We start from the raw sequence: 15,546 nt of genomic DNA, 5'->3' as shown, positions 1-15,546 counted from the left end.
CATCCGTCAGTAAGGGAATATGCGATGACAACCGAGATCGAAACCGTTACGCCACAACAGGCTTGGCAGCAGGTGCAGGACGGCACGGCGCTGTTGCTGGATATTCGCGATTTACAAAATTACCGCTTCCGCCGCGCACCGCAGGCGTTTCATTTAACCAATCAAAGTTACGGCGAACTGTTGGATCGTTATGACTATGACTTTCCGCTGTTGGTCAGCTGTTATCATGGTGTCAGCAGCCTCAACGTCGCCCGCTTTTTGCTGGAGCAGGGCTTTGATTACGTGTACAGCGTACAAGGCGGCTTTGACGGCTGGCTGCGTGCCGGGCTGCCGACCGAGAGTGATTTGCACGATTAAGTCCACCCTCATCCGCCCTTCGGGCACCTTCTCCCATCAAGGGAGAAGGGATTTTTATCGTCTCGATTCATGGTGATAATCTCTTCGCCTCTTGTGGGAGAAGGACAGATTTTCGCTTTGTTCAGAAACGAAAATCAGGATGAGGGGCGCATTGTTTGATTTCACTCTCATCCGCCCTTCGGGCACCTTTTCCCATCAAGGGAGAAAGGATTTTTATCGTCTCGATTCATGGTGATCTTCCCTTCGCCCCTTGTGGGAGAAGGACAGATTTTCGCTTTGTTCAGAAACGAAAATCAGGATGAGGGGGCATTGTTTGATTTCACTTTCATCCGCCCTTCAGGCACCTTTTCACATCAAGGAAGAAGGGCGGTAATCAAATAACTTAAAAAACCATAGAATAAAATAAAACCGGCGAACAACAAGCTCTGCGCTAGACGCGGTGCCGATTGGCGCAGTTTGTTCAGTAATACTGCAACCGTCAATAACAGCAACGGATACAGCCAAAGTGCGGTGGAGAGCCAATAGACTTCGCGGTTGCTCAAGCTTGGATGATCGCCAACCGACGGCGAAATCAACAGCGCCAGCGGCCACAAAATGGCAGGCAGGCAAAACAGCGCCAAGCCCCAGGCAAAAGCGGAAAAGCCGGTCGGCAGTTGTGGTTTGGTCATTTTTTTATCCTTTGTACTTCTCATCTTTTGAGCGAACGGCTAGTATAGCGCAATCCGTTTATTACTGAAGCATTTATTACTGAAGCAATTATTATGATGAAAGTGATCCTCAGCAGCGAGCAAGCGGAGTTGGCACTGCGTTTCCGAGATTATATCCGTCAGCGTTATCAGCGCGATCTGCCGCTGTATCAAGAACAGAACGTTTATTTATTGGCAGTGGAACAAGACGATCCGCAGCTGACCGCACTTTTGGGCGAAGCGGAACAGTATCGGCGCGATCCGTTTGACGAAAAATATACCCAAGCCAGCTGGCAGGACGGCGAAACCTATTCGCTGCAAGGGCGTTTCAGCAGTTGGCTGCCGAATATCGGCAATTGGCGCAACGCACTGCGCCAGGCGCCGCTGACTTGGACGCTTGCTTTGCTGTGTGTCGCGGTCTATCTCTTGACTCTGAGCGGCTATCGTGCCGAGGTGTATCAATGGGCGCATTATCCGGAAAATAGCAGCCAATATTCGCAACTGTGGCGTTTTGTCAGCCATGCGCTGGTACATCTGTCGTTTTCGCATATCTTGTTCAACCTGACTTACTGGCTGGTGTTCGGCGCGATGATCGAACGCAAAAACGGCAGCGGCAAGTTGTTTATGCTGTTTTTCGCCGCAGCGGTGATCAGCGGCAGCGTACAAAACGCCTTTAGCGGCGCGGCATTTTTCGGTTTGTCCGGCGTGGTGTTCGCCGTGTTGGGCTATGTCTATCTGCTGAGCCGGCTTGATCCGCAACAGCGTTACCGCTTGCCGAGCGGCTTTATTTATCTGCTGCTGATCGGTGTGTTGTTCGGCTTTGTTTCGCCATTAGTTGATATTGCGGTCGGCAATGCGGCGCATATTTCAGGGCTTATGGTCGGCTTGGCATTGGCGTGGTGGCAAGCACATTGGCAGAAATAACCGTCGAGATAACATAAGAAAAACCGCACTTTCAGATTTAAAAGTGCGGTTTCAGCGAGATAAGATTAGGCTTTACTTATTTGTCGCCACTTACTTGTCGCCGTAAAACGCTTTGGTTAGGATCACTTCCATATCTTCCACCATCGGCAAGCGCGGGTTTGCCGGGGAGCATTGGTCTTCAAACGCCAGCAAGGCGATCTCGCGGCGGCTGTCCATCCACTCTTGTTCGTTCAAACCTTGATCTTTAAAGCACATTTTAATCCCGACTTTTTGCGCTAAATCCGAACAGGCTTGGGCGAAGGCTTCGACCCCTTCCGCCGGGGTGGCGCACGGCAAGCCGAGCACTTTGGCGATGTCTTGGTATTTCACATCGGCTTTGTAGTAGTTATATTTCGGCCAGGTCGCGGTTTTTTGCGGACGGGTGCCGTTATAGCGGATCACGTGCGGCATTAAAATCGCATTGGTGCGTCCGTGCGGGGTGTGAAAACGGCCGCCGATTTTGTGCGCCAACGAGTGGTTCATGCCCAAGAACGCATTGGCAAACGCCATGCCGGCGATGGTCGAGGCGTTGTGCATTTTTTCGCGCGCTTCCGGATCGGACGCGCCGTTTTTGACCGAACGTTCCAAATATTCAAACACCAGCTTAATCGCTTGCAATGCCAAGCCGTCGGTGAAGTCGTTTGCCAAGGTGGAGACATAGGCTTCGGTGGCGTGGGTCAACACGTCCAAACCGGTGTCGGCGGCAACGTGCGCCGGCACGCTCATGGTGAACGACGGATCGACAATCGCCACGGTCGGGGTTAATGAATAGTCGGCGATCGGGTATTTTTTATCGCCTTCGCTGATCACCGCAAACGGCGTCACTTCCGAGCCGGTGCCGGAGGTGGTCGGAATGCCGATAAAGCGCGCTTTGCGTCCTAATTGCGGGAATTTGAACGCCCGTTTGCGAATATCCATGAATTTTTGTACCAGATCACGGAAATCGACTTCCGGTTGTTCGTAGAACAGCCACATCACTTTTGCCGCGTCCATTGCCGAGCCGCCGCCTAAGGCGATGATAGTATCCGGTTGGTAGTTACGTAACAGTTGCGTACCACGGCGCACGGTTTCAATGCTCGGATCCGGCTCGACATCGGCGAACAATTGATAGGTGACATGGTTGCCGCGCGCCGTCAGTTGGTTGGCAATTTTTTCAACAAAGCCCAAATCCACCATGGTACGGTCGGTGACGATCACCACGCGTTCCATGCCTTTCATGGATTGTAGATATTGGATGGAATCCCGTTCAAAGTAGATTTTTGAAGGCACTTTAAACCACTGCATATTATTTCTCCGTCTGCCCACGCGTTTGATATTTAACAGATTGACCGCACTGACATTGTTGCCGACGGAATTTTTACCATAAGAACCGCAACCTAAGGTTAAGGAAGGCAGGAAGGAGTTATACACATCGCCGATCCCGCCGAAGGTGGAAGGGGAATTCCAAATCACACGGATTGCTTTCACCCGTTCGCCGTACTCCTTGGCGATCTTGGCGTCTTTAGTATGGATTGCGGCGGAGTGTCCCAAACCGTGGAAATTCACCATTTGTTCCGATAATTCGAAGCCGTGTTCGGTGGAGTCGGATTTGAGAATCGCTAACACCGGCGACAGTTTTTCACGGGTCAACGGCTCTTTTTCACCGACTAAGGCACATTCGGCGGCTAAAATATTGGTTTTTTCCGGCACGCTGAAACCGGCTTGTTCGGCGATCCAAAATGCGGATTTGCCGACCACCGCCGCATTTAATTTTGCGCCGCTACAATTGGCGGAATTGGCTTTTACTCCGAAGATAAAGCTTTCTAATAACGCTTTTTCTTTTTTATTGACGAAATACACGCCGTAGGATTTCATCTCATTGACAAAATCGTCATACACTTCTTTATCGACAATCGCCGCTTGTTCGCTGGCGCAAATCATGCCGTTATCGAACGCTTTCGACATCACGATATCGTGGGTGGCTTGTTTGATATCCGCACTTTTTTCCACATATGCCGGCACGTTGCCTGCCCCGACGCCCAATGCCGGTTTGCCGCAAGAGTAAGCCGCTTCCACCATGGCGTTACCGCCGGTGGCTAAAATGGTGGCAATGCCCGGGTGTTTCATCAATGCCGCCGTACCTTCCATCGACGGATTTTCAATCCATTGTACGCAGTCTTTCGGCGCACCGGCGGCAACCGCCGCGTCATATACCACACGTGCGGCATGGGCGGAACATTGTTGTGCCGATGGGTGGAAAGCAAATACAATCGGATTCCGGGTTTTTAAGGATATTAAGGCTTTAAAAATCGCGGTCGAGGTCGGGTTGGTGGTCGGGGTGATCCCGCAAACCACGCCGACCGGATCGGCAATTTCGGTAACCCCGGTGACATCGTCATCGCTGATTACGCCGACGGTTTTCAAATGGCGCATATTATTCACCACATATTCGCAGGCAAACAGGTTTTTGGTGGCTTTGTCCTCAAACACACCGCGCCCGGTTTCCTCCACGGCGTGCATGGCGAGCACGCCGTGCTGATCAAGGGCGGCAACCGAGGCTTTGGCAACGATATAATCAACTTGCTCTTGATTTAGCTTGCGAAACTCCTCCAGTGCAAGCAAGCCGCGCTCGACCAGTTGGTTGACTTCCGCTTGTGCCGGACTGACAGCCGTGTCTGTTGTCGTTTTGTTCATAATGATTTCTCCTAAAGTTTATCTAAATTAAAAATTTTCTGAGAAAAATTATAGGCGCTTGAAGCGAATATTTAAGTGTTATTTACCTCTAAAGAGTGATCTGGATCACGTTTTTATCAAACTCGGATTAAATCTTAACAAGCGGCTAACAGCTTGTTACAAATCATCTTTTGTTTAACATGATCCTGTGGTTTATCGGTTGGAAATCACAGGGAAAAAGATAAGGATTGTTTAATTTTGGCACCGGTCTTACAATGTGCGGGAAATAGAATCCGCTTATTTCAATTAAGGAGAAAGTATGAAAACGAAGCGTGAGCAGTTGCAACGGGAAACCCGCGAGATTATCGAGGATTTATTCAACGACGGCAGCGATCCTGAGGCGTTATACATCATTGAACACCACATTTCCCACCGTGATTTTGATAAGTTGGAAAAAATTGCCGTTGATGCGTTTAAAGCCGGTTATGAAGTATCGGAAGCGGAAGAGCTGGAAGACGAAAGCGGCAATGAGCTGTTCTGCTGCGATATTATCAGCGAAATCGAACTGAAAGCCGAACTCATCGACGCGCAGCAAAATGAACTGATTCCGTTAGTTGAAAAACACGGCGGCGCCTATGACGGTTGGGGCACTTATTTTGAAGACCCGAACGCCGATGAGGACGAATACGGCGACGACGGTGAATTTTTTGATGATGACGAAGACTTCGATGATGAGGAAGATACGCGCCACTAACCGCACTTTATCTCCGCAAACGAATCACCTATCCTTTCTAAGCAGCCTGCATATGCAGGCTGTTTTTTATCTGTGATAAAGATAAAAATCCCCGCCACAAACTTACCTTTAACAAAAATAGTCGATAAAACCATACGTATCGCATTAAAAAACAAGCGGTTATTTGAGTTAGGGTAAATCATTGCGATGATAGCGCGCAACGGCAGGTACTACCTTGTCGTTACTTTTTTTATTACATAAAGTGGCGCCCATTTTGAAGTTGGGAATGGTTATTATATCGTTTTCAAATAGTCAAAAATAACCAATTCAGTCACATTGATAATAAAAATAAGGATTGTTATGTTGAAATTTCCTGTAGTTGGATTTCCATTTAAAAAATCATCGCTCAGCCTGATAGTAAGCGGTATCATGCTCGCCAACTTGCTACAAGCGGCGGAACTGAGCGCTGAGCAGCAAAAACTGGCGCAATATTTGCAACAACCGAAAGAAGGAATTGGATTAACCGATCAGATCGCGGCGCAATATAACGGCAGCGGCGTAGTGGTCGGCGTGGTCGATTCGGGCTTTTTTAACGGACACCCGTTGTTAAAAGACAAGCGCAATCTGATTCCGTTAGTATTCAGCCAGACCTTAAACGGCAAATCCTATAGGTTTGACCCGACTAAACTGGTACAGGAAACCGATCAAGAGAGCGGCAAACCGATTTACAGCAGCCACGGCGGACAGGTCAGCGGCATTATTGCGGCGAATGGGCTGCAATCAACACAGGATCCGCGCTTGAGCTATTTTGGCGGAATTGCCAAAGGGGTGACGCTGTATCAAGCTTCATATGAACCGACCAGCGGTTCTCCGGCGGGCAGCGGCAATGAAGCCGAAGATAAAAAGCTGCTACTTGGTAAAGATCCGCTGCCGCGCACGATGTTTGCCGTTGCGATTGAACAGATGTCGGCTAAGGCGCCCGGGCTACATATTATGAATCACAGCTGGAACGAAGATCCGGTTGCCGAGCAGGCGGCGGCAATGGATAAGGAATATCGCGGCAAACTAAATTTATCCAATGTATTGATAAGCAGTTTACATCAGGCAACGGAGAAAGGCGTATTGCAGGTGTTTGCCGCCGGTAACGAGTCGAAACGCCAGCCGGGTATTTTGGCGGCACTGCCGCGTTATTTCCCCGAAATGGAAAAACATTATCTGTCGGTGATTGCGGTCGGGGCGGATCACAAACTGGAAAGCTACTCCAACCATTGCGGCGTGAGTAAAAACTGGTGTATCGCCGCGCCGGGTACGATGGCGCTGCTGTCGATTGCCGGTGATCCTACCGCCGGCACAGTGGATTATTCGTTCACAGCCGAACAGGGCACCTCCTATGCCGCGCCGACCATCAGTGCGGTGGCCGCCTTGCTGAAACAGCGCTTTGAGTATATGGACATGACGCAGGTGCGCGATGTGATGTTGACCACCGCCACCGATTTGGGCAGCAAAGGGGTTGATGACACGTTCGGTTGGGGCATGGTCAATGTCGGCAAAGCGTTGCAAGGCCCGGCACAGCTATTGGGCGATGAAACTTACACCTTAAACCGTGACGATCGTTGGTCGAACAGCTTGAGTGGCGGCGGGCGCTTGCGCAAACGCGGCACAGGCAGTTTGACTTTGGCGGGTGACGGCAACCGTTTGCAAGGTTTGACCGTCGCCGGCGGCGCTTTGGTATTGCAAGGCGACACTCGGTTACAGCAAAGTGCGGTGGTGGAGCAAGGTCGCCTACAAGTGAATCAGCGCTTACAAAGCCCATCGCTTCAGGTCAATCCACAAGGCAGCTTGGGCGGGAGCGGCGTCATTGCCGCCGCCAGTGAGATTAGCGGTACCTTATTTGCCGAAGGAATGCGTTTTGTCAATCGTCTGAGTTTGCAAGATTCGGCACAGTTTAATTTACTGACCGCACAAGGCATTAGCGCCGACGGACAGGCGGCGCAAGTGCGGTTGGCAGGGCGGTTGACGGCAGACGGATTGGATCTGCGCCAAGCCAAAGCCGGACAGACGCGGGCAACGCTGTTGCAATTGCAAAACGGTGCCGCTTATAGCGGCGGCTTTGCCGCATTGCAGCAACCGCAGGCGCTGTTAAGCCAAGGTTTGCGTTATGATTTGCAATTTAATTCGGACTCCGTGCTGTTGAATGTCAATCCAAGCCGTTTATCCGCGCAAAGTGCCAACCGTAATGAAGCCAACGCGATTGACGCCTTAAATCAATTGCGCGACAGTCGCTTGGCTTTCAGCCGCAGCCACTATAACCGCTGGCTGACCAGGGTGTTGCAAAGCGGCGATTGGCAGCGATTGCCGCAAACCTTGGGCAACGGTATTTATGCTAACAGCGTCAGCTATTTGTTGGATCAAGCGGCGTTAAACCGCACTTTGCTCCAGCGCCGCTTGAACGACCATCAGATGTTGCATGGCGACGGGTTACAGGTGTGGAGCGAGTTGGGACGGGATAATAGCCATTACCGCGCAAATGCACGGGGCGCACGGGTCGATTATCGTGCGACACAACAGACAGTGGGCGTGAGTAAACGGCTCTCGCCGCAAACGTTGTGGCTTGCCAGCGTATCGAACAACCGTTTTACGGCGAGCCAAGCGTACGCAAGCGCAAATATCCGCGAAGCCCGCTTATCGACCGCCGCGCGTCACTTTTTGCTGTCGGAACGGCAAGGCTGGTTTGTCGAAGGGGATCTGGCATTCGCCAACATCAACTATAAACAGCAACGTCAGTTTAACGGCGTGGCGGACGGCAGCCATGGCAAAACCCGGGGTTGGAACGGTAGTGTCGGCTTCAGTGCCGGTTATTTGTGGCAACGGCAGGCGTGGACGTTACAGCCGTCGTTCGGGCTGCAAGTGAATCACTTGCAGTTGAAAGAATTTAGCGAGCAAGGCAGTGAGTTGGCGCTGAATACCGGCAGAATTCGCCAAACCGAAACGAATCTGTTACTGGATCTGCAGTTAAACCGCACTTTCCAATATGGTGATTGGCAATTGATTCCAAGCATTTCATTGGCATATAGCCAACATCTTGCTTCGCGCCCGTTCAGCGTAACCAGCCATTTAGATCGCGTCGCGATCACGCAGACAGCAACGGCACAACAACGGGGTCATTTACGCACACAATTCGCGTTTGCCGTCAATTACCATGCTTGGCAAGCCGGATTGGGTTGGCAGTATAACGGTTATCAGCAGGAACGTGGTAGCAAAGCCTATCTGAATATCGGCTATCGCTTTTAATCAAACTTATGCCGCCCCATTGGAGGCGGCTTTTTTATTTAGCTAAAGTGCGGTTAACTGCGCTGCATTCTTGCCGCCACCAGTGCGGTCAACAGGCAGCCGACCATCAGATAGATCGCCACCGGATACCAAGAGCCGTCGTACCAGGTGACTAACGCCGCGGCGATAAACGGGGTGAAACCGCCGCCGACGATGCTGGCAACCTGATAGCCGACGCCGGCGCCGCTGTAGCGATAGGCAGTGCCGAAAAATTCGGTGAACAGCGGTTGGTGCACGCTCACCACCATATCATGCGCAATGTTTGCCAACAGAATCGCACACAGATAAATCCAGAACACATTGCCCTGCTCCATTGCGAAAAAGAACGGTACGGCGCTGAGCGCACCGATAATACCGCCGCCGACGCACATCATACGATAACCCATTTTATTGCGCGCATAGCGGTCGGCAATGCGCGCAAACAGCGGAATGGTGAAACAGCTGATGGCGCCGACCATCAAACCGATATTCAAGAACACGCTGCTCGACATGCCCAAATGCTGGGTTGAATAATTGAGCGCGAAATTGGTCACCAGATACATGGTCAGCAGCTCGGCGAAACGCAGGGCGATAATGTATAAAAACGCTTTCGGGTGGCGCGAGATCGCCTCGATAATCGGCATTCGTTGCGCCTGTTGTTTGGCGTTGATCACGGTTTGCTCAAATTCGGTCGATTCTTCCTGATGGCGGCGAATCCACAGTGCGACCAACAGCAGCGCCACACTGGCGATAAACGGAATCCGCCACGCCCAGTCATGAAACGCCTCGTTGCCGAAGAAATAGATAATCAGTGACACGCTGCCGGTTGCCAACATTAAGCCGACGCCGTAACCGATTTGCACGCCGCTACTGTAAAACGCTTTTTTGCCCGGCGGCGCACTTTCCACCGCCATTAATGCCGCGCCGCCCCATTCGCCGCCGACGGCAAAACCTTGAATCGCACGCAAGACGACCAACAGCACCGGCGCCGCCCAACCGATACTGGCGAAGTTCGGCAGCAAGCCGATTAACACCGTCGAACCGCCCATTAACACTACGGTCAACACCAACATTTTTTTACGCCCGATCCGATCACCGAAATGCCCGAACACAATACCGCCGAGCGGACGGAACAGAAAGCCTATGCCGAAGGTGGCGAATGCCGCCAAAGTGCCCATACTCGGGCTGATATTCGGGAAAAATTGGTGATTGAACACCAAGGCGGCAACAATGCCGTACAACAGGAAATCATACCAATCGACCACCGCGCCCATAAAACTACTGAGGGCGGCGCGATGGGCGCGTTTGTGGCTGTACAGTGGCGGGTTGATGACCGCACTTTGATTGGCTTTTGCGCCAGCTTCTTTTATTAGTTGAGACACGGAAAACCTCGATTAAAGCGGAGTATAAACAAGCAAACTTTAATTGTGTAATTATTTTTATACAAAAATTAAAGTGTCGGATTCGAGATTACCGAAAGAGCGGGACAAGGTCAAATGAAGTTTTAACGATTTAGATTTGGGCGGCTAACCGTCAAGTTTTTATCTATCAAATAAGTATCGACGTAACCCAAAGTGCGGTTGCCACGCCCTTGCCGCGCGCGGCTCCATTAACTGCAATTGCAAACATCTCCCCCCGCTTCTTGCGTTGTGATTACGGTTTTAAAACGATCCCAACATTGCTCGAAGTTGTTGCGTGTCATTTCGCGGATCTACGTACGGTTCCTTATTTGACGTACATAAAGAAATCGCGCACCCCGACCAAAATATTATTGATAGCGACGGCGGCTAGAATTAAGCCCATTACCCGGCTGATAATCGCTGCGCCGGTGGTGCCGATAATCCGCTGGATACGGTTGGCGGCAATAAACAACAGATAGGTGATCAGCAAAATCAACAGCATGATCAGGGTGGTCAACATTTGTTCGCCAAAGTTAAAGCGGTGATTATCGGTCAACAACACAATCGCCATCATCGCGCCGGGTGAAGCAATGGACGGCACGGCGAGCGGATATACCGCAATTTCGTTCAGATTGGACGGTAGGCGCATTTCTTCGCTCGGTTTGCCTTCACCGAAAATCATGGTTAAGGCGAACAGCAATAACACCAAGCCGCCGGCGGTTTGGAAGGCGGTAAGCGGGATTTGCATGGCTTCTAATAACAACTGCCCGACGGCTAAGAAAAAGACCAAAATCCCGGCGGAAATCAGGGTGGCATTACGCGCAATGCGGTGGCGGGCTTCCAACGGCAGTCCAATCGTTTTGGCAAGGTAAACCGGCACCGAACCGATCGGGTCGATCACCGCCCACAGCACCACAAACTGTACAATAAGAGAATCAAACATTATTCATCCTGAATTTGTCTTGAATGATGGAGAGTTATGTTATCATTGTGCAATAATCTATTAACAAAATAAAATAAAAAATGATCTTTTTTAGTGACCTGACTTTAAAACGCGGCGTAACGACATTATTGGAACACGCCAACGCCAGTATTAATCCCGGACAGAAGGTCGGCTTAGTCGGCAAAAACGGCTGTGGCAAGTCGTCATTGTTGGCATTGTTGAAAGGCGAAATGCAAAGCGAAGGCGGCGAGATCAAATTTCCCGCCAACTGGGCATTGGCATGGGTCAATCAAGAAACGCCGGCGCTGGCGATCAGCGCGTTGGATTATGTGATTCGGGGCGACCGCGAATACACTCAATTAACCCATGAATTAGAGCAGGCGAACGCGAATAATGACGGCAACCAAATCGCGCTGTTGCACGCCAAATTGGATACGATTGACGCTTGGACGATTCAAGCGCGCGCGGCAACCTTGCTGCACGGCTTGGGCTTTGAAAACGAACAACTGCAAAGTGCGGTCAAATCTTTTTCCGGCGGTTGGCGCATGCGGCTAAACTTGGCGCAAGCCTTGATTTGCCGCTCCGATTTATTGCTGTTGGACGAACCGACCAACCACTTGGATCTCGACGCGGTAATTTGGTTGGAACGTTGGTTAAGCCGTTATCCCGGCACTTTGATCCTGATTTCGCACGACCGTGATTTTCTCGATCCGGTGGTGAGTAAAATTCTGCATATCGAACGACAACAACTGAACGAATACAGCGGCGATTACTCTTCATTTGAAGTGCAGCGCGCCACCAAACTGGCACAGCAAAATGCTTTGTATCGCCAACAGCAGCAAAAAGTCGAACACCTGCAAAGCTATATCGACCGTTTCCGTGCCAAAGCCAGTAAAGCCAAACAAGCACAAAGCCGAATCCGTGCCTTGGAACGGATGGAACTGATTGCGCCGGCGTATGTGGATAATCCGTTTAAATTTGAGTTCCGCCCGCCGGTATCCTTGCCCAATCCAATTTTGACGATGGAAAAAGTGAGTGCCGGTTATGGCGATCATACCGTGCTGCAATCGGTCAAACTCAATCTCGTGCCCGGCTCGCGTATCGGTTTATTGGGGCGCAACGGCGCAGGCAAATCGACCTTAATCAAATTGCTGGCAGGAGAACTCGCGCCACAGAACGGCATAGTGCAGTTGGCAAAGGGCGTGCAACTCGGTTATTTTGCGCAGCACCAACTGGACACCCTGCGCGCCGACGAAACCGCACTTTGGCATTTGGCACGGCTTGCACCGCAGCAAACCGAACAGCAGTTACGCGATTATCTCGGTGGTTTCGCCTTTCACGGCGATAAAGTCAAACAGCCGGTGGACAGTTTTTCCGGCGGTGAAAAGGCACGGTTGGTATTGGCGTTAATCGTGTGGCAACGCCCGAATTTATTGTTGCTCGACGAACCGACCAACCACTTGGATTTGGATATGCGCCAAGCTTTGACCGAGGCGCTAGTGGATTATCAAGGCTCATTGGTGGTGGTATCGCATGATCGTCATTTGCTGCGCAATACGGTGAATGATTTCTATCTGGTGCACGATCACAAGGTGGAAGATTTCAACGGCGATCTGGACGATTACCAAAAATGGTTGAATGACAATGTGAATCAAAGTAATACCCATCAAGACAGTGGTCAAACAGCGGATAAAACCGGTGAAAGTGCGGTTGATAAAAGCGAAAGTCCGCTGAACCGTAAAGAACAAAAACGCTTGGAGGCCGAATTGCGCCAGCAAACGGCACCGTTGCGCAAAAAAATCCAACAACTGGAAAGCCAGCTGGATAAGTGCGGGGCGCAATTGCGTGAGATTGAAAACCAACTGGCAGACGGTGCGATCTATACCGAAGAAAACAAAGTGCGCTTAACCGCATTACTGGCTGATCAGGTCAAACTGAAAAAACAGCTGGAACAGATTGAATTTGACTGGTTGGAAGCGCAACAACAACTGGAGGAGCGGTTAGCCCGGTTTGGTTAGCGTTGCTTAGGCCGGATTGCCACCGATACGGCGCGTGAGTACCGAACGTGCGCCGCGCACATTAATAATCACTTTGCCGGCAGCCTGAAAGCCGCAGCGTAGATAGAGTTGATACGCCCGTTGGTTTAGCGGATTGACCGCTAACACGATTTCATTGTATTTCGGCGATAAATTGTAGATAAAGGAATCGATCAGATTGGGCGTGAGGGCGGTAGTGGCGATTCCCATCCCCTGATATTGCGGATTAATCGAGAAAGAGCGCAGCAAGATCGCCTGCGGATTATTGGTATATTCCAGCTTTTCCGGGCCGCGATCAAGCACGAAAAAACCGACTGCGGTTTTATCTTGTAAAATCGAAACACCGGTCATGCCGTTGCTTAACAGCAAGGTGTGCCCTTCAAACCATTGCCACGGTTGGCGTACATATTTGGCTTGTTCCGAATCCAATTGGTAACTCAGCAAATCGTCAAAGTGCCAAAAGGTATATTTCTCAATACTGATCATTGTTAATCCATTAACCTATAAAGAATATCTTATTACGGCACAAGTACCTACCGCTTATGGTTACCCTATGCTTCGTTGGCAACTCTCTCCATTCTAAATCTAAGCGTCGGTCAGCGCAATGACGGACTAAAAACAACGGCTTTTGGTGATATTAATGTTGAGTTTAGGCTTAGGCTTGCCGACAGGAGAACGCATGGCGATCAGTTAGTCGTCATCCGAATCAAGCTTGAATAAATGGCGGAAGTGATCGGGCTGAAAACCATGATTCGACATAAAGCGCCACGCTTTTTGCTTTTGTTTCATGTCCCATTGAGCGGTTTGGATATTTGAAAATTTCTTTTGAAAAACGCTTTCCGCCAGTTCGAACCAATCAAGCGCAGTTTGGGCAAATTGCGCGGAGATCAGATCGCTTGCGATACCTTTTTGCTGCAATTCCTGCTTAATTCGTGCCGGACCGTATCCTTTGCGGCTGCGCGACAGCAGAAAATGCTCGCAAAAGCGTTGATCACTTTGCCAACCTTTTTGCCGGCAATGTTGCAGCACTGTTTCAATATCTTCCGCAGCAAAGGCTTTTGCCGTCATTTTTTGCCGAATCTCTTCACAGCTGTAATCACGCCGCGCCAGCAGATTCATAATATAGGCAAGAGCGATTTTGTTCATAATTCGTTTGTATAATGCTTAATTTTCCTCCCTGCGCATGCGCAGGGAGCCGGCTATTACTCGTCGTTCGCTTCAAAACCTTCATCGTCGCCGTCGATATCGGCAACTAAACCTTGTTCGGGATTTGCCAATAATTCGGTACGCAATTTGTCTTCCAATTCCTGAGCGGCGGCTTGGTTTTCTGCCATCCACTTCATCGCATTGGCACGACCTTGTCCGATTTTACTGCCGTTATAGGCATACCATGCACCGGCTTTTTCCACCAGTTTGTGTTTCACGCCCAGTTCGATTAATTCGCCCAGCTTGGAAATGCCTTCGCCGTACATAATTTGGAATTCGGCTTGGCGGAATGGCGCCGCGACTTTATTTTTCACCACTTTCACCCGGGTTTCGCTCCCGATGACTTCTTCGCCGTTTTTGACCGCCCCGGTGCGGCGGATATCCAAACGTACAGAAGCATAGAATTTGAGCGCATTACCGCCGGTGGTGGTTTCCGGGTTGCCGAACATCACGCCGATTTTCATGCGGATTTGGTTGATAAACACCACTAAGCAATTCGCGGTTTTGATATGCCCGGTCAGCTTGCGCAGTGCCTGTGACATCAAACGCGCCTGCAAGCCCATATGCGAATCGCCCATATCGCCTTCGATCTCCGCTTTCGGGGTCAAGGCGGCGACGGAATCGACAATAATCACTTCCACCGCACCGGAACGCACCAAGGCGTCACAAATTTCCAACGCCTGTTCGCCGTTGTCGGGCTGGGATACCAACAACTCTTTCACATCAACGCCTAATTTGCTGGCATAAATCGGATCCAATGCGTGTTCGGCGTCAATAAAGGCACAGGTTTTGCCGGCTTTTTGCGCTTGCGCAATCACCGATAAGGTTAGCGTGGTTTTGCCGGAAGATTCCGGTCCGAAAATTTCCACAATCCGCCCCATCGGCAAACCACCGATTCCCAAGGCGACGTCCAAACCGAGTGAGCCGGTTGAAATCGACTCAATATCCAGGGTTTGTGTGTCGCCCAAGCGCATAATCGACCCTTTACCAAATTGCTTTTCAATTTGCCCCAATGCGGCAGCCAGTGCTTTTTGTTTGTTATCGTCCATACTAAACCTCTAGTTACGCAATCTTGCTTGATCAGAATTACCGCTTATTATACTGTACGGTTATACAGTATCAAGTGAAATTTTGATCTTTTTTTGCAGGATGTGAAAGCCATTCCAAAACCGCACTTTCAGCATTGATTTCTTTTTTATGCCATTTTATCAATCTGCGAAAAATCACGTATAATGTCGCCAATTAACCCTAAATGCTAAAA

The 15,546-nt window shown here is 50.4% G+C and carries 12 protein-coding genes; 5 read left to right on the top strand and 7 right to left on the bottom strand.

The features are described from left to right. The first annotated feature begins 24 nt into the window (after positions 1-24). A complete protein-coding gene (gene glpE, locus ACWA5Z_RS03350) occupies positions 25-357 on the top strand; it encodes a thiosulfate sulfurtransferase GlpE (RefSeq protein ID WP_431053912.1) in 333 nt (110 codons plus the stop codon). 353 nt (positions 358-710) lie between these two features. Here the strand turns inward: glpE and ACWA5Z_RS03345 are convergent, their stop codons facing one another. Next, the gene (locus ACWA5Z_RS03345) at positions 711-1,025 is read right to left on the bottom strand and encodes a DUF5389 family protein (RefSeq protein ID WP_431053911.1); all 315 of its coding nucleotides are present in this window, start codon (positions 1,023-1,025) and stop codon (positions 711-713) included. Between the two features lie 93 nt (positions 1,026-1,118). Between ACWA5Z_RS03345 and ACWA5Z_RS03340 the strand changes: the two genes are divergently transcribed. Next, positions 1,119-1,967: a rhomboid family intramembrane serine protease gene (locus ACWA5Z_RS03340; protein WP_431053910.1), complete on the top strand. Its 849-nt coding sequence runs from the start codon at positions 1,119-1,121 to the stop codon at positions 1,965-1,967. A 90-nt stretch (positions 1,968-2,057) separates the two neighbouring features. Here the strand turns inward: ACWA5Z_RS03340 and adhE are convergent, their stop codons facing one another. Beyond that, on the bottom strand, positions 2,058-4,679 hold the full coding sequence (gene adhE / locus ACWA5Z_RS03335) for a bifunctional acetaldehyde-CoA/alcohol dehydrogenase (RefSeq protein WP_431053909.1): 2,622 nt from the start codon (positions 4,677-4,679) through the stop codon (positions 2,058-2,060). Positions 4,680-4,977: 298 nt separating this feature from the next. Between adhE and rraB the strand changes: the two genes are divergently transcribed. Both rraB and ACWA5Z_RS03325 read left to right on the top strand, forming a co-directional pair. Next, on the top strand, positions 4,978-5,412 hold the full coding sequence (rraB, locus tag ACWA5Z_RS03330; protein ID WP_431053908.1) for a ribonuclease E inhibitor RraB: 435 nt from the start codon (positions 4,978-4,980) through the stop codon (positions 5,410-5,412). 339 nt (positions 5,413-5,751) lie between these two features. After that, positions 5,752-8,682, top strand: a complete 2,931-nt coding sequence (locus tag ACWA5Z_RS03325; protein ID WP_431053907.1) for a S8 family serine peptidase — start codon at positions 5,752-5,754, stop codon at positions 8,680-8,682. Positions 8,683-8,735: 53 nt separating this feature from the next. On the opposite strand, the gene shiA is transcribed toward ACWA5Z_RS03325, so the two are convergent. Beyond that, positions 8,736-10,082 (bottom strand): shikimate transporter, encoded by a 1,347-nt coding sequence (gene shiA, locus ACWA5Z_RS03320; protein ID WP_431053906.1) that lies wholly within the window; start codon positions 10,080-10,082, stop codon positions 8,736-8,738. Positions 10,083-10,425: 343 nt separating this feature from the next. Beyond that, positions 10,426-11,043 (bottom strand): MarC family protein, encoded by a 618-nt coding sequence (locus ACWA5Z_RS03315; RefSeq protein ID WP_431053905.1) that lies wholly within the window; start codon positions 11,041-11,043, stop codon positions 10,426-10,428. An 80-nt stretch (positions 11,044-11,123) separates the two neighbouring features. On the opposite strand from ACWA5Z_RS03315, the gene ACWA5Z_RS03310 reads away from it, so the two are divergent. Next, a complete protein-coding gene (locus ACWA5Z_RS03310; RefSeq protein WP_431053904.1) occupies positions 11,124-13,061 on the top strand; it encodes an ABC transporter ATP-binding protein in 1,938 nt (645 codons plus the stop codon). Between the two features lie 6 nt (positions 13,062-13,067). Here the strand turns inward: ACWA5Z_RS03310 and ACWA5Z_RS03305 are convergent, their stop codons facing one another. From ACWA5Z_RS03305 to recA, 3 genes are all read right to left on the bottom strand, one after another. Beyond that, positions 13,068-13,565 carry a GNAT family N-acetyltransferase gene (locus tag ACWA5Z_RS03305; protein WP_431053903.1) on the bottom strand — a complete coding sequence of 166 codons (498 nt, stop codon included), beginning with the start codon at positions 13,563-13,565 and terminating at the stop codon, positions 13,068-13,070. Between the two features lie 204 nt (positions 13,566-13,769). Then, positions 13,770-14,225, bottom strand: a complete 456-nt coding sequence (gene recX / locus ACWA5Z_RS03300) for a recombination regulator RecX (protein WP_431053902.1) — start codon at positions 14,223-14,225, stop codon at positions 13,770-13,772. Between the two features lie 56 nt (positions 14,226-14,281). Beyond that, the gene (gene recA / locus ACWA5Z_RS03295; RefSeq protein WP_431053901.1) at positions 14,282-15,334 is read right to left on the bottom strand and encodes a recombinase RecA; all 1,053 of its coding nucleotides are present in this window, start codon (positions 15,332-15,334) and stop codon (positions 14,282-14,284) included. Between the last annotated feature and the right edge of the window lie 212 nt (positions 15,335-15,546).

The sequence above is a fragment of the Testudinibacter sp. P80/BLE/0925 genome, from assembly GCF_053570785.1.
The sequence above is the reverse complement of the archived record's forward strand: the minus strand, read 5'-3'. Positions and strand labels throughout refer to the sequence as shown.

Bases quoted from the DNA above. Each gene is read 5' to 3' on its own strand.
- glpE (WP_431053912.1), top strand. From the start codon at position 25: ATGACAACCGAGATCGAAACCGTTACGCCACAACAGGCTTGGCAGCAG.
- ACWA5Z_RS03345 (WP_431053911.1), bottom strand. From the start codon at position 1,025: ATGACCAAACCACAACTGCCGACCGGCTTTTCCGCTTTTGCCTGGGGC.
- ACWA5Z_RS03340 (WP_431053910.1), top strand. From the start codon at position 1,119: ATGATGAAAGTGATCCTCAGCAGCGAGCAAGCGGAGTTGGCACTGCGT.
- adhE (WP_431053909.1), bottom strand. From the start codon at position 4,679: ATGAACAAAACGACAACAGACACGGCTGTCAGTCCGGCACAAGCGGAA.
- rraB (WP_431053908.1), top strand. From the start codon at position 4,978: ATGAAAACGAAGCGTGAGCAGTTGCAACGGGAAACCCGCGAGATTATC.
- ACWA5Z_RS03325 (WP_431053907.1), top strand. From the start codon at position 5,752: ATGTTGAAATTTCCTGTAGTTGGATTTCCATTTAAAAAATCATCGCTC.
- ACWA5Z_RS03315 (WP_431053905.1), bottom strand. From the start codon at position 11,043: ATGTTTGATTCTCTTATTGTACAGTTTGTGGTGCTGTGGGCGGTGATC.
- ACWA5Z_RS03310 (WP_431053904.1), top strand. From the start codon at position 11,124: ATGATCTTTTTTAGTGACCTGACTTTAAAACGCGGCGTAACGACATTA.
- ACWA5Z_RS03305 (WP_431053903.1), bottom strand. From the start codon at position 13,565: ATGATCAGTATTGAGAAATATACCTTTTGGCACTTTGACGATTTGCTG.
- recX (WP_431053902.1), bottom strand. From the start codon at position 14,225: ATGAACAAAATCGCTCTTGCCTATATTATGAATCTGCTGGCGCGGCGT.
- recA (WP_431053901.1), bottom strand. From the start codon at position 15,334: ATGGACGATAACAAACAAAAAGCACTGGCTGCCGCATTGGGGCAAATT.